Annotated in this window: 16 protein-coding genes and 1 pseudogene; 9 read left to right on the top strand and 8 right to left on the bottom strand. The window is 61.7% G+C overall.

What is annotated here, in order from left to right; genetic code table 11:
* Positions 1 to 897: pseudogene (locus tag AYJ54_RS50945) on the top strand (phenylacetate--CoA ligase family protein); the annotation flags it as partial.
* Between the two features lie 99 nt (positions 898 to 996).
* A complete protein-coding gene (locus AYJ54_RS50170; protein WP_136624216.1) occupies positions 997 to 1,209 on the top strand; it encodes a hypothetical protein in 213 nt (70 codons plus the stop codon).
* Between the two features lie 366 nt (positions 1,210 to 1,575).
* On the opposite strand, the gene AYJ54_RS38015 is transcribed toward AYJ54_RS50170, so the two are convergent.
* The 3 genes from AYJ54_RS38015 to AYJ54_RS38025 all read right to left on the bottom strand — a co-directional run bounded on the left by AYJ54_RS38015 (position 1,576) and on the right by AYJ54_RS38025 (position 2,801).
* A complete protein-coding gene (locus AYJ54_RS38015; protein ID WP_063707406.1) occupies positions 1,576 to 2,001 on the bottom strand; it encodes a hypothetical protein in 426 nt (141 codons plus the stop codon).
* A gap of 126 nt (positions 2,002 to 2,127) precedes the next feature.
* The gene (locus tag AYJ54_RS38020) at positions 2,128 to 2,526 is read right to left on the bottom strand and encodes a thioesterase family protein (RefSeq protein ID WP_063707408.1); all 399 of its coding nucleotides are present in this window, start codon (positions 2,524 to 2,526) and stop codon (positions 2,128 to 2,130) included.
* Positions 2,527 to 2,540: 14 nt separating this feature from the next.
* Complete coding sequence (locus AYJ54_RS38025) at positions 2,541 to 2,801, bottom strand: hypothetical protein (RefSeq protein ID WP_063707805.1); 261 nt, start codon at positions 2,799 to 2,801, stop codon at positions 2,541 to 2,543.
* 300 nt (positions 2,802 to 3,101) lie between these two features.
* Here AYJ54_RS38025 and rocF point away from each other — a divergent pair, with 300 nt between their 5' ends.
* The 4 genes from rocF to AYJ54_RS38045 all read left to right on the top strand — a co-directional run bounded on the left by rocF (position 3,102) and on the right by AYJ54_RS38045 (position 6,450).
* Positions 3,102 to 4,079 (top strand): arginase, encoded by a 978-nt coding sequence (gene rocF, locus AYJ54_RS38030; protein WP_063707410.1) that lies wholly within the window; start codon positions 3,102 to 3,104, stop codon positions 4,077 to 4,079.
* Positions 4,080 to 4,248: 169 nt separating this feature from the next.
* A complete protein-coding gene (gene soxC, locus AYJ54_RS38035; RefSeq protein ID WP_063707412.1) occupies positions 4,249 to 5,514 on the top strand; it encodes a sulfite dehydrogenase in 1,266 nt (421 codons plus the stop codon).
* Positions 5,501 to 6,040 (top strand): c-type cytochrome, encoded by a 540-nt coding sequence (locus AYJ54_RS38040; protein WP_063707414.1) that lies wholly within the window; start codon positions 5,501 to 5,503, stop codon positions 6,038 to 6,040. The genes soxC and AYJ54_RS38040 overlap by 14 nt, the downstream gene beginning before the upstream one ends.
* Before the next feature lie 125 nt (positions 6,041 to 6,165).
* Positions 6,166 to 6,450 carry a hypothetical protein gene (locus tag AYJ54_RS38045; protein ID WP_063707415.1) on the top strand — a complete coding sequence of 95 codons (285 nt, stop codon included), beginning with the start codon at positions 6,166 to 6,168 and terminating at the stop codon, positions 6,448 to 6,450.
* A 7-nt stretch (positions 6,451 to 6,457) separates the two neighbouring features.
* On the opposite strand, the gene AYJ54_RS38050 is transcribed toward AYJ54_RS38045, so the two are convergent.
* On the bottom strand, positions 6,458 to 7,672 hold the full coding sequence (locus AYJ54_RS38050; RefSeq protein WP_063707417.1) for a mandelate racemase/muconate lactonizing enzyme family protein: 1,215 nt from the start codon (positions 7,670 to 7,672) through the stop codon (positions 6,458 to 6,460).
* A gap of 170 nt (positions 7,673 to 7,842) precedes the next feature.
* On the opposite strand from AYJ54_RS38050, the gene AYJ54_RS38055 reads away from it, so the two are divergent.
* Positions 7,843 to 8,037, top strand: coding sequence for a hypothetical protein (locus tag AYJ54_RS38055; RefSeq protein WP_245329230.1), 195 nt, complete (start codon positions 7,843 to 7,845; stop codon positions 8,035 to 8,037).
* A 152-nt stretch (positions 8,038 to 8,189) separates the two neighbouring features.
* Here the strand turns inward: AYJ54_RS38055 and AYJ54_RS38060 are convergent, their stop codons facing one another.
* From AYJ54_RS38060 to AYJ54_RS38070, 3 genes are all read right to left on the bottom strand, one after another.
* Positions 8,190 to 9,476, bottom strand: a complete 1,287-nt coding sequence (locus AYJ54_RS38060; RefSeq protein WP_063707419.1) for an NRAMP family divalent metal transporter — start codon at positions 9,474 to 9,476, stop codon at positions 8,190 to 8,192.
* A gap of 255 nt (positions 9,477 to 9,731) precedes the next feature.
* Positions 9,732 to 9,917, bottom strand: a complete 186-nt coding sequence (locus AYJ54_RS38065) for a hypothetical protein (protein WP_063707421.1) — start codon at positions 9,915 to 9,917, stop codon at positions 9,732 to 9,734.
* Positions 9,918 to 10,061: 144 nt separating this feature from the next.
* A complete protein-coding gene (locus AYJ54_RS38070) occupies positions 10,062 to 10,427 on the bottom strand; it encodes a hypothetical protein (RefSeq protein WP_136624217.1) in 366 nt (121 codons plus the stop codon).
* Positions 10,428 to 10,625: 198 nt separating this feature from the next.
* Here AYJ54_RS38070 and AYJ54_RS38075 point away from each other — a divergent pair, with 198 nt between their 5' ends.
* Positions 10,626 to 11,027, top strand: coding sequence for a nuclear transport factor 2 family protein (locus AYJ54_RS38075; protein WP_063707429.1), 402 nt, complete (start codon positions 10,626 to 10,628; stop codon positions 11,025 to 11,027).
* Positions 11,028 to 11,268: 241 nt separating this feature from the next.
* Here AYJ54_RS38075 and AYJ54_RS38080 read toward each other — a convergent pair whose 3' ends face one another.
* Positions 11,269 to 11,781 (bottom strand): Spy/CpxP family protein refolding chaperone, encoded by a 513-nt coding sequence (locus AYJ54_RS38080; RefSeq protein ID WP_245329231.1) that lies wholly within the window; start codon positions 11,779 to 11,781, stop codon positions 11,269 to 11,271.
* A gap of 372 nt (positions 11,782 to 12,153) precedes the next feature.
* Here AYJ54_RS38080 and AYJ54_RS38085 point away from each other — a divergent pair, with 372 nt between their 5' ends.
* A complete protein-coding gene (locus tag AYJ54_RS38085) occupies positions 12,154 to 13,722 on the top strand; it encodes a hypothetical protein (RefSeq protein ID WP_136624218.1) in 1,569 nt (522 codons plus the stop codon).
* Positions 13,723 to 13,771: the final 49 nt, after the last annotated feature.

The following is a 13,771-nucleotide window of genomic DNA, read 5'->3' on the forward strand; positions in this document are numbered from 1 at the left end:
GCGGCGTCGGTCCTGGCGATGGGCGGCCATTACATCGGCGCAACCAGCTTTGCTGCAATCCGTACAAAGCGATCGGCCCGACGATTACGGGCCCTTCCGGCGCAGGCGCCGTTGCGCAATCTGGTCGCCGAACTCAATCGGTACCGCCCGGCTCTGCTCATCGGATACGCCAGCGTCATGGCACTATTGGCCGCCGAGCAGGATGCCGGTCGCCTACATATTCAGCCGGTGCTGGTTCTTCCGACTTCGGAAGGGCTTTCGCAGGACGGATACGACCGGATCGCAAGGGCATTCCACGCCAAGGTCCGGACCGTTTACGTCGCGACTGAATGCCTGTTCATGGCCATCGGCTGTGAACACGGTTGGTATCATGTCAACAGCGATTGGGTGATTCTCGAACCCGTCGACGCGAGCTATCGGCCGGTTCCGCCCGGCGAGGAGTCGCATACGGTCCTCGTGAGCAACCTCGCCAATCGCGTGCAGCCGATCCTCCGCTACGATCTAGGCGACCGCATCCTGCAACGACCTGATCCTTGTCCTTGCGGCAACCCACTTCCGGCGATCCGCGTACGGGGCCGAGCTGCCGACATCCTCACGTTTCCAACCGAACGCGGAGAGGAAGTCGCAGTGCCATCGCTCGCGCTTGAGATCGATCATGTACCCGGTGTGGAGTTGTTTCAGATAGTGCAGACTGCGCCAACACAATTGCGCGTTCGCCTACATCCCGCAGCCGACGCTGACCCAAGCCGGGTTTGGCGGGCGGTGCATTCCGAACTGACCAAGCTGTTGAATGAGCATGGGCTTGGTCACGTGTCTGTTGAGTTGGCCGCCGAACCGCCAGTTCCATCTTCCGCCGGAAAGTACCGCACCGTAATCCCACTGGCGCTTGAAGACTGAGAGCTTAGGGCGCTGCTGCTAAACGGCTACACACGTATCTTTCCATTGAACCCAAAGCGGTGAACGCGCGCATATAGTCTCATCAGATCACAGCTACAGGTGAACGACGGGCCATGCCCCGCGCGCGCCTTCTGGGGCCTACGCCATCCACCGTCCGCCGCTTATCTCGACGAGGTGAAGCGGTTGAAGCCTACGGGTGAGTTGCCGCTCGAAGATTTTCCGGTGCTGGTGCGGTTTCGCGATCCGAACGATCCGACCAGCGTGGAACTGGTCGACCCATCCAATCTCGCCGCGAGCTTCGGGCCGGTGTGATGCTCAGACGCGCATTTGTCGAAATCACCGACGATCCTATTACCAAGGGCATCGAGACAAGGGTGCCCTGTTGGCATCAAGTAAGGTGTCGCCCTCTTTATTTCTGCCACGAGATCCAAGCGAGGGACTCCGACGGATGTCAGAGCCCCCCTTGTCGAACGTCTTCGCTTTGATGATTTCAAAAGACTGCCCCGATGACCGATGCCCTTGTTTTGACGCTGGTGACGTCAGTCTAGGGTCATTCGCGTCGAGCTCGCTGCGTCGCTGGCCACGTCCGATCTACCCCTGAAAGCAGGCGGGCAGACAAGTATTGGGGTTGGTCAGCACGGGCCAGGAGCGGGTATCGAGCTCGCTCTCGCGGATGGGCTAGGGCCGCTCGCGGGGGCGCTGCGGCGACTGAGGATTGTTGGCGGGATTGGATATTCGCGTGATGAGCCCGCTAGTGGAGAGCGGTTGCAAGTCCGCCTCCAGCGCGTCGGCAATCTCCTTGGCATAGACCTCCCGGTCGTCCACGTAGAGCGTAAAGGATTTCAAATACTTTTCCTTTTTCGCCGGATTCTCGATCGTCGCCTTCGTCCACTGGTAGAGCGGATAGTTTTCGACGCCGTGCTCTTCTGCTGCGGCGACATACTCCGCAAAGGCGTCGAACTGGCATTTCAGCGCAGCGCGATGCTCGGCGAGGATATCGAACAGCAGCGCCAGTGCCGGATGAAGGAGTTTTCGGCGTGCCGATTCCGCCGTAGCCGAATCGTTCACATCGAACCTAACCTGATACTGCCACTGAGCAGTCACGCTATTCTCGCCTTCTGGTCGCACCCGATTTGCCCCTTTCCGATCGCAAGGCGCTACCGCTGCTTCATGAGCAGGTTCGGCACGCGGGGTCGTGACGCCATCATGACTGACGGCCACAGCGCCCGATCATGGAAGCCTCTTTTTGGCAAGGCGCTCGTTGAACGAACGAAGATCGATCACAATTCGTTGGTGGGTTCCGCTGCCGATCTCCTCTATGCCGTCGCTTGCAGACACATTGAAGTCAACTCGTTTTCCCTCGACGTTGACTACCTCGGCCGACGCGCACACCTCGCGGCCTACAGGCGTGGCGGCGGAGTGTTGTACATCCACTGCGGTGCCGACCGCGCTTTCACCTGCATCCAAAAACGGTCTGATGGCATTGAGCGCGGCGTTTTCCATGATCAAAATCATCACGGGCGTCGCAAGCACTTGCGGCAATATGGCGTCCTTGAATCGGTCGGCAAGATGCTCGGGTTGCACCCGCAATGTCGATGTTCCTCTGGCTCCCAACGGAATCTGCCGCATTCATTTCGTCCTAGCTAGCGCCGTCGCGCAATCGCAACGCCGAACAGGAAGGCAACGAAGAGACTGGCGAGCGGCGCTTCGCGCGTGATCGCCGCGACCGTCGAGAGCGGCCTGCCGGGCTTTCGCGCTTCTTCGATGGCAAGTGTGAGGCGATCGACAGCGGCGTGCAAACCTCCCGCCACCTCGCCGATCGTCCGCGACACGTCGGTTGCGGCATCGATGGCGCGCTCGGCCATGCCGGGTTGGGGAGCGGGCTGCGGTATTTCCGTGCTCAAGCTCGCGACCTCCGCGCCTGGCGATAAGATGAAGGCCGACACCTTTGGCTATCCGCGCGAGCGCTCGTTTTTGAAAGCGGGCCCAAAGGCCTTTGGCTATCCGCGACAGGCGCCGTAATGAACGGCGGGTGCCGGCCTTGGACTGGCAATTCGGCGCACGGGATTTTGTTCCGGGACGGGCGCTTGCTCGACGGATTTTCGCCGTGAAATCCCGGTGAAACGACGGACGCGAATCTCTGCTAGGCTGCTGCACCAGGCGACGACCTCAAGGCTCAACCTTCCTGATCCCAGGAGATTGCCGTGACCGATCGGACCATGCCGGACCGAGCCCGGCGCATCGCGTTGCTCGGCGCGCCCATCGACATGGGGGCCTCGCAGCGGGGCACGCTGATGGGACCTGCGGCGCTGCGCACCGCGGGCCTTGCGACATTGCTCGAGAGTCTCGACATCGATGTCGTCGACTACGGCGATCTCTCCGTTGCGGACGTCAGGGATCTCGTCGACAGTCCGCCCGCCAAGGCCAACCACTATCGGGAGATCCAGCGCTGGACGCGCGTGCTGAGCCGCCGCGGCTACGAGATCGCGAACACCGGTGCGATCCCGATCTTTCTCGGCGGCGACCACACGCTGTCGATGGGCTCGGTCAACGCGATGGCGCGACATTGGCAGGAGCGCGGGCAGGAGTTGTTCGTGCTCTGGCTGGATGCGCATGCCGATTACAACACGCCGGAGACGACGATCACCGCCAACATGCACGGCATGTCGGCGGCATTCCTGTGCGGCGAGCCAGGCCTCGACGGCCTCCTGGGCGAAGATCCACGCGCGTCGATCGATCCCGACCGGCTCGATCTGTTCGGGACGCGTTCGACCGACAAGCTCGAGAAGGATCTGATGCGCGCCCGCCGCATCAGGGTTGCCGACATGCGCCAGATCGACGAGTTCGGCGTCGCAGTACTGATCCGACGTGTCATCGAGCGCGTCAAGGCGAGCAACGGTGTTCTGCACGTGAGCTTCGACGTCGATTTCCTTGACCCCTGCGTCGCGCCGGGCGTCGGTACCACGGTGCCGGGCGGAGCAACGTATCGCGAGGCGCACCTGATCATGGAGCTCCTGTACGATTCCGGGCTGGTCGGGTCGGTCGACATTGTCGAGCTCAATCCGTTCCTCGACGAGCGCGGACGCACCGCGCGTACTGCTGTTGAGCTGATCGGCAGTCTGTTCGGACAACAGATCACCGACCGGCCCACGCCTAGCAACGCGATCGCGCCGGGCGAGTGAAGCGCGTACGCGGCAGGACGTTTGTGCGTCGCAAGAAAAGGAACTGCTCCTGCTGCGGGGGGATTTAGATCAGTCCTGATTGAAATCGACTGCTTTTGAAACGCCGACGAATTGCAAAAGCGCTTCTCGGAGGGTTTCATGCAGCCTGAGCGCCAGCCAAGGACCCGCGATGAGCAGCACAACGAACGACAATCTTGCGAGGGCCTCACGCCGTCGCTTTCTGCAAGGCAGCACCGCGGCGGTCGGAGGCGCCGTTCTCGGCGCGGGCACTTCTGCGGCCGCCGACGCGGACAACCTTCCGCCCAACATTCCCGAATGGATGAAGGCGCCGGGCGAGCCGATGGGAAGTCAGCCTTATGGTACGCCGTCGCCGTTCGGGAAGAACGTCGTCAAGAACATCTCGCCCAATCTCAAGCAATACATTTCCGCATCGGGCCGCACGCCGTTGCAGGAGCTCGACGGCATCATCACGCCGAATGGATTGTTCTACGAGCGCCATCATGGTGGCGTGCCGACCATCGACCCCGCGCAGCACCGCCTCATGCTGCACGGCCTTGTCGAGCGCCCGCTGGTCTTCACCATGGACGATTTGCGGCGCTTTCCCTCGGAGTCGCACATCTACTTTCTCGAATGCTCCGGCAATCCCGTCTACACCAAACCCTATGGCAAGACCGCCTCGGATCTCGTTGGTCTCTTGAGCTGCGCGGAATGGACCGGCGTGAGCCTGAAGCTGGTGCTCCAGGAGGCCGGGCTGAAGCCGGAGGCGAAATGGGTGGTTGCGGAAGGCGCCGACGCCGCAGCGCTGACCCGCAGCATCCCGATCGAGAAATGCCTCGATGACGCGATGCTGGTCTACAGCCAGAATGGCGAGCGGCTGCGACCGCAGCAGGGTTATCCGGTGCGGCTGCTGCTGCCCGGCTTCGAGGGCAACATGAACGTGAAATGGCTGCGGCGGCTGCATGTGACGGCGGAGCCGATCTATTCGCGCGAGGAGACCTCGAAATACACCGACCTGATGCCGGACGGCAGCGCGCGCGAATTCAGCTTCTACATGGAGGCCAAGTCGATCATCACGCGTCCCTCGGGCGGGCAGCGTCTGACAACGAAGGGCTTCCAGGAGATCACCGGCATTGCCTGGAGCGGACATGGCAAGATCGCGCGCGTCGAAGTGTCGGTCGACGGCGGCAAGAGCTGGCAGGACGCGCAATTGCAGGAGCCGGTCCTGACGCGCGCGTTGACACGTTTCCGTCTGCCCTGGCGATGGGACGGCCAACCCGCAGTGATCCAGAGCCGCGCCATCGACGAGACCGGATATGTGCAGCCGACGCTCGCCGAGCTGCTTGCGGTGCGTGGCGAAAATCACTTCTACCACAACAATGCAATTTGGCCCTGGCGGATCGCGGCGGACGGCGAGGTGACCAATGCGCAGGCGTGAGCTTTGGAGTGTCGCAGTCGCGATCATGGTCTCGGCCTGGGTGACGGGCGCGCAGGCGCAAAGTCCCTACGGCATCGGACGGCCGGCGACGCCGGCGGAGATCGCAGGCTGGAACATCGATATCGGGCGCGACGGCAGCAATCTGCCGGAGGGCCGCGGCACGGTCAGTCACGGACGCGAGGTGTTCGACCAACAATGCGCCGCTTGCCACGGCGAGAAGGGCGAGGGCGGCGTCGGCGATCGTCTTGTCGGCGGGCAGGGGACGCTCGGCACGGCAAAGCCGATCCGCACCGTCGGCAGCTATTGCCCCTATGCGACGACGCTGTTCGACTACATTCGCCGCGCCATGCCGCAGAACGCGCCGCAGTCGCTGAGCAACGATGATGTCTATGCGGTGTCGGCCTATCTTCTCAGCCTGAACGGGCTGGTGGGCGCGGATGGGACGCTCGATGCAAAATCGCTCGCTGCCATCAAAATGCCGAACCGCGACGGCTTCGTCGGGGACGCACGTCCTGACGTGAAGTGAGCCTGCGCTGATGGCGCGCAGTTCCTTCGGAACCCGGACGGTTCGATGCGGAACCTGGCGCGACGTCAATGAATTAGCCCAGGAGAAAAAGGTGAGAAAACGGTGAGGAAACAACGGATCGTGCGATGGACAATGATCGCTTCATGAATTCCATGACAGTTGCGCTCCGTCATCCCGGCGTAATCGCGTTGATCGTCGCTGGCCTGACCATCGCAGCCATGCTGCTGGTGGACCACGGACCATGGAGCCGGGCGAAGACGCAGCCTGCCCACGTCGCGATGTACCATACCACCGGCGAAGCGGCGCGCGCCGCGGGCGCCATGGTGCTGCCGACGAATCCGAAATCGCCGGTCGAGCCGGATCGGCCGGGGCCGAAGACGTCCCCGACCGTCAATCCCGTGACGCCGTAGGCGAGTGTCAGCCCTTGCGGTCGTAGTTGAGAAGACCGCCGGTGGTCTTCGGCGGATGGGCGCGCACGGCCTCCTCATTCGGCTCGGTGCCCCAACCGGGCCGGTCCGGAATGACGAGATGTCCGTCCTGGATCTCGGGCTCATAGGTGAAGAGCTCGCCGTCCCAGGCCAGACGATCGATGTCGATCTCCATGATGCGCAGGTTCGGCACAGCGGCGCAGAAATGTGCGTTCATCATCGAGCAGAGGTGGCCGTAGAAATTATGCGGGGCGACGTTGACCTCGTGGGCTTCCGCGGCGGAGGCGATCTTCATCGATTGCCAGACTCCGTTCCAGGGCGTGTCGACGATCGCGACGTCCATCGCCTGCTCGCGGAAATAGGGCAGGAATTCGCGCAGGCCCAAAAGCGTCTCGCAGGATGAAATCGGATGCGGGCTTTGCCTGCGGATATAGCCGAGCGCCTCCGGATTGAAGCTGTCGATCTCGACCCAGAACATGTCGATGTCAGCGATCGTGCGCAGGATCTTCAGGTAGCCTTCGGTCTTTGCGTTGAAATTGCAGTCGAGCAGGATATCGACGTCGGGACCTGCGCCGTCGCGGATCGCCTCGAGATGCATGTGCAGGTCGCGCAGGATCTTGCGGTCGACATTGATCTCGGGCGCGAAGGGCGATCCGAAGCCCGGCCGCCAGCCGGTTGGCTTGCCGTTGTCATAGGAGAAGATGTTGGTCTTCAGTGCGGTGAACTTCTTCTCGCGTACTTCGCGTCCCATCGCCTTGACGCCGTCGAGGCTTTCGATCGGCGGCTTGTACCAGGCGGGATGATTGATCCGCCAGGTGGCGCAGTGCGACCAGTAGACCCGGACACGGTCGCGGATCTTGCCGCCGAGCAGTGCATAGCAGGGCACGCCGAGCAACTTGGCCTTGGCATCGAGCAGCGCATTCTCGATCGCGCCGAGCGCCTGCGCCACCACGCCGCCGGCGGCGGGCCGCGTTGCCGCGAACAGCTCGGCGTGGATGCGTTCGTGCTGGAAGACGTTCTGGCCGATCACGCGGGCAGAGAGGCGCTGGATCGCGGCGCCGACGCCGGGCGAGCCAAACCCCTCGTCGAACTCGCTCCAGCCGACAATGCCGTCTTCGGTCGTCAGCTTGACGAAGTGGTAGTTTCTCCAGCCGGCATCGCAGGCAAGGATTTCCAGACTTGTTGCTTTTGACGATTTTGTCATGTCGCTCCCTGTGGCCCCGGCCGGGCCTTGTTGGTCTTGTGGCGCGGTCGCAAGCCTCGCCCATGCCACAACTGTTAGGCCAACAGGCGCGCGGCGTGAAGCCGTAAACCCGCGGCGCAGCAGTGCATTCCACCCGCTTTCGCCGGGAAGCTCTGTGGAATCCGGCTGGGATGGCCATGATCTTTCCCGGGATCGTCCCGAAATTGCACCAGGCTCTGACGTTTTCGGTCACAATCAGAACCGACGTTGCCGCCATGAAATCTCTGGCCATGGTTTCAATTCTGGCGCTGCTCACGGTCAGCGGGGCCGTCATCTCCGATCAGCTTCTGACGGCCGATCAGCACGTCGCGCAAGGGGTGAGGTAGGCGCGGCGGGACGGAAGGCGCTTTGTCTTTGGGGGGACGACAGCGATGCTTTCGGTAGACCAGTTTCTGAGGCTCATCAGTGTGCCCGCCGTGTTTGCGGCGTTCATCCTCGTTCCGCAGATTTTCGGCGGCCTTGTCGCCGGCTTAACGCTTCAGCCGATCACGGACGAGCCGAGCAGGGCGAGGACGGCGAGCGCCATCAGCGCGGTGCCGAGCCAGCCGAGCGCGATCAGCCATGTCCGCGCCTTGAAGTGGCCCATCAGCGCGGTGCTTGAGACGATCAGCATCATCATCGCCATGACCGGCACGGCGACGATGCCGTTGAGCACCGCGCTCCAGACCAGCATGTGGATCGCATCGATCCCGGTGAAGCCGAGGCCGAAGCCGATCACGGTCGCGGTCGCGATGATGGTGTAGAAGCCGACCGCCTCGTCAGGCTTTGCCTCCAGCGTCGCGCGCCATGCAAAGATCTCCGCAACGCCATAGGCGGCCGAGCCCGCCAGCACCGGGATCGCCAGCATGCCGGTGCCGATGATGCCGAGCGCGAACAGGAGGAAGGTGAAGTCGCCGGCAAGCGGCCGCAGCGCCTCCGCGGCTTGCGTCGCTGAATTGATGTTGGTGACGCCGTTCGCGTGCAGGACGGACGCTGTGGTCAGGATGATGAAGAAGGCGATGCCGTTGGACAGCAGCATGCCGGCCGTGGTGTCGACCTTGATGCGCGCGAGCTCGGGATCGCCGCCGTGGGAAAGCTCGCGGAGCGGACGGCGATGCTTGCCGTTGTTCATTTCCTCGACCTCCTGGGACGCCTGCCAGAAGAAGAGGTAAGGGCTGATGGTGGTGCCGAGCACGGCGACCACCATCATGAAATAGTCGGCGCTGACATTCACCTTCGGCCATACCGCGGCGAGCAGCGCGGTGCTCCAGGGGATATTCACGGTGAAGGCGGTCGCGACATAGGCGAACAGGCTCAGCGTCAAGAATTTCAGCACCGGCGCGTAGCGGCGATAGGGCAGGAAGACCTGGAGCAGGGTCGATGTTGCCGCGAAGATCAGTGCGTGCTCGTGGTCGAGCCCGCCGATGACCAGCGAGAGGGACTCCGCCATCGCGGCGATGTCGGCCGCGATGTTGAACGTGTTCGCGGCGACGAGGAGCGCCACGAGCGCGATCACCAGCCCGCGTGGCGCGAGCGCCATGACGTTGGCGGCGAGTCCTTTGCCGGTGACGCGGCCGATCTGAGCGCTCACCAGCTGGATGGCGATCATGAACGGCGTGGTCAAAAACACCGTCCAGAGCAGCCCGTAGCCGAATTGCGCGCCCGCCTGCGAGTAGGTGGCGATCCCCGACGGATCGTCGTCGGCCGCGCCGGTGATCAGACCGGGGCCCAACGGTTGCAGCAGCGTCGGCGCGGTTTTCGTCGGTACGAGGGCGCTGTCGTGCATCGCGGGGTTGGCTCGGCTCTTTTCCGGAACGGCGAAGTCATGGGATCAAATGCGGCGTGGCAACAATGGTTCCCGGGTGAGACCGGCGCATTGCGATGAATCGATTGGCGCGCAATACGATCAGCCTGGGTGTCCCGTGGCCGGTCTGACACGTCGGGCAAACACCTGTCGAGGCGCATGATCGCAGGAGTAGTCGAGCCCGCGCCGTCACCGGTCGCGGACATTGTCATGTCTGCGATGAATGCCTTGTCCAGCCTATTTGATGCTGACGAACATGCCCCAGGCGGCCGCGAGCGTAGCACCCGAGAAGACGATCATCGGATTCTCGCAGAACGCGCTGCCATAGGTGCACATGGTGACGCCGAACGAGCCGATCTCGTGATGGCTCGCGGAGTAGAACAGTCCCGACAGCACCAGCAATGCGGCGGCGACGTAATACATCGACCATCTCTCCTCGGTTACCCGAAGTCTTCGCCTCCCGACGCACCGTCGCCGATGCGACGGTTGCCGCGCCGGGCCGACCAGGGGCATGCCGCCAGTATGGCGCGGAGAGATTTCATTCCGCCGAATCCGCTTCGCTGCATTTTAGATAAAGTTTGATGGGACGGGCAAAAACACCGGCGAGGTGGCATCATCGGGAATGTGCAGGTTTGGCTCGCGCGGGCCTGGATGCCGCCTTAACGCGAGCGCCGCTGCTCGTCTTCGAAGCGCGCGGCCAGCTGAGATGCCTTGTAAGACGTCCCTCGGATCCCGATCCGCGCTTTCTTGCAAGCGGGCCGCTACAACGCATGCCAGGTTCAAGGCAATCAGTCCGATGAGAAGATAGAAGCCATAAACGACGTAGATGAACCCTGCGATGCCGAGCAACAGGACAATCAGGAGCGCGTGGACGAGACGGCTCCCGGACATGCCCAAGAGGATAGCATGGATATCATGAATCGAGAGATCCAAAGTGGCACGGGATCGTCCGTGGTTGAAGTCAGCTTTTGTCGAGCTTGTCCAAAAAGCCTCTATTCAAAGGGCAATGTTCAAATTGCAGCGCGCTCAGCTAGCCACTGAAATCGTTTCACTTCCTCGGACGCCGGAAAGCAGTACAGGATTAGCGGCGTTGGAGTTGGTGGAGAGGTGTATCAGTAGCAGGAGACAAAAATGGCGGTAACCGAGGAGTTCGTTACAGAAGTGTTCAGGGGACTGGAGAAGGGAGATGGAGCCGCATTCTTCGAGCACGTTGCCGAGAACGTGGATTGGACTGTCGAAGGCACTCATCCGCTGGCTGGTCACTATCATTCCAAAGCCGATTTTGTCTCCGGCACGTTCGCCAAGCTCAACAAGGTCCTGCCGCACGGCGCGCAACTTATGCTGCAGCATCTTTTAGTGAAACACGACTGGGCCGTTGTTGAATTGCGTTCGCTGGCGACCGCGAAGAACGGCTTCCGATTCGATAATCGCTATTGCTGGGTTGTCCATTTCAAAGGAAAGATCATTGACCAAGTCCGCGCCTATCTAGATTCGGCCATGGTCGCCCGGCTCTTTGCAGAGAATCCGGGCTAATCCCAATCGGGACTCAGATTGTAACGGCGACCGGTGGACTCGCTTACCCCAATTGGGCATGCTTTTGTGCCGCTCTTTCGGGGTTACGCGGACGTAATCCAGTTCATAGGTGCAGGCGCAAGCCAGCCCCTGGAACGCCGCGCAGGCTTTACGCCGGGGCGACGTTCCAGCTCATCGGAAGTACATTGTCCTTCGGGTTTGTAATCCGGGTAGTCAGCGTTTTGAACGCGTCTTCTCGACCTTATTCGTCGTCATCTTCGGATTCGATATGACGTTCGATCGTATCTCGTATTCCGCGCGCGGCCACGACTGTCACGAACGCCATCCTCTTCTTCTGATCCTCGCTTAGCGTCTTGTAGAGTGGCTCCCACGCATCGGCGACCTTCTTGAGGTCGGCCGCACGCTGACTCAGTGACTCGGCCCGACGTTGCATGAGTTCGACCGGGTTGCGTTCGTGAAGGGCGTCAATTGGGCTGCTGTCGCGCAGTTCCGCCACCCGTTCCCACCGGGCTTGCCGGTTCTTTGCTCTGGCCCGGATCGCATCCTCCACGGCAGGCCAGTATTTTTCCTGGTCAGGTGTTAGCTGCAAGGCGGCCTTGATCATTGCCACGCGCGCATCCGTCAAGCTTTTGAGGTCTGCGGCATTCGGATGCGTCATTCCTACAGTGGTGGAAGACGTTTCTGCTGCGTAGGCAAGAGGTGCTGCCGCTATGAGAACTGCAGTCGTTGCAACAGCTACTTTGTTGATCATCATCGCAAGCTCCTGGATCTTGCATCGTCCGCCCCGGAGCAGAAGTTTGCGATCGGGCCCTGGGCTGGCTTGATTCAAGTCAAGAAGACGTTCACGCGTTGGTGACTTTTTCCGGCAGGCCAAACAGCGCCCCTGATCCAGCTCACCTACCTATTCGTAGGCCGTTGTTATTCGATACGCCGGCGCTATCGTGCGCAAGTGGCACGCCGCAGCTTCATCCGGTAATTCAGATATGGGAGACGCGCATGAGTGCCCGGGTATCGCTGTTCGATGCATGAGACTGCTTCCGCGCGCCACTTGACATCGCTGGACGCGTGACCCCCGAGTGACTGCCAGTTGGAGGAGGCGCACACGAGCGAAGCTCTCAGAGAGACAGTGATCGTCGTGCACGGCACGTGGGCTGCTCCCCAGACCGATACGGTCCGATGGTACCAGCCCCACGTGAGTGCCACCGTCACCGACCACTTCATCACAAGGCTCGACGCGGAGCTGGAGAAGCGCGGTTCGCTTGCCCGCTGCTGGGCGCACTGCAGCGACGCTCACCCAGCTTTTCATTGGTCCGGCAAGAATAGCTGGGTCGAGCGCACCCATGCTGCTGCTGCATTGGCGGATGAGGTCGCCAGATTGAAGAATGCCGGCTGGCTTTGTCACATCATCGCTCACAGCCATGGCGGCAATGTCGCGGTGGAGGCCTTGCAGCAGATCACGGCTCAAGTTGGCACAACCGGGCCCAGCGGAAAGCTGGTGACGCTGGGAACGCCCTTCCTGGATGCGATGGCTCCTATCGCGTGGAGAGCAGATACTCTGAGGCGGGTCTTGAACCTTCTCTATCTCGTCGTGAGCGGGCTTCTTGTGGCCATCTACGTGGTCGGCGGCTCCCTGTGGTTTTGGGAACTCAACAGGCCTGTCGGTGAAAAAGTCGAGCTGATATTGATCCTGCTGGTTGCATGGGGAGCGCTCGCGGCCCTGGGTCGCTTCGTATCCCGGCCGTGGTTGCTGCGCAGGGCACAGCGCAAGAAGAGGAACACCTTCCAGGGGCCTCGAATGGAGGCGCCTTCCAGTCTTCTGGATGAATTCTCCGACGTGATTTTCCGTTTGCATGACGATGCAGCCTCCCAGACGCCACTGCAAGTCTCGTTGCTCGCGATAAGCAGCCCAATGGATGAGGCGTGGCAGGTTCTCCATCACTTGCGCGGTGCCGAAGATCCGCTGGCGATCCGAACCGGCTTGTTGAGATACCTGCTTGGCGCGATACGTTCGCACATGTCGCAAGGCGCCGATATAGCGCGCATACACGGCGCCAAGTCCTACGGCGATTTCGGAAAGTTCGCCAGGATCCAGTTGGCATTCATCCATTTCTTCTGTTTTTGGGGTGCTCTTGCACTGCTTGTCTTTTTGTCTCCCTCCCGCTCCCTGAAGATCATGGATCTGGCGTTTGTGGGGTTCATACTTTTCCTGCCTCTCGTGGCCGTCGTCACGGGTACCAAAACCTTGGGACCAGGCTTCTACTCCGCCGCTCTGTCGCCATTCCGCTGGATCGCGCGGGCGATCGGGTCCTTGATCAGCATTCCTGCTTTCTGCACGACGTACATTGTGCGCCGCAGGAGCTGGTCGGTGCTGCTCGCGATGGCGATGGGGATGGAAGGCTACCGATTTTCGCTTCCCGTGGTCGAGCAGTGGCCCCGAAACCTTCCCGAAGGGCTCGTCAGATACGAAGATATGCCGCGGGGCGCCGAGCAACGCGCAATGGACAAGCGAAACGCCTGGATTGCGCGGCACCTTGGCGGTGTTTCCCGGACCTTCGCCAGGATGGTCATATCCCCGGCCGATCTATCGTTGCTGCTTGCCACGATCGAGCAAGATCGGTCGCTGATCCACGCGGCCTACTACACAGATGACGAGTGCATCGGGCGGATCGCAGACTGGATCGCAGGCGTCAGATGAGCCCTTCCCGATCTCACCTGCGCGAGATCCGCGGTGAAGTGGACCTGTG

The organism is Bradyrhizobium centrolobii (genome assembly GCF_001641635.1).
Classification (GTDB): domain Bacteria; phylum Pseudomonadota; class Alphaproteobacteria; order Rhizobiales; family Xanthobacteraceae; genus Bradyrhizobium; species Bradyrhizobium centrolobii.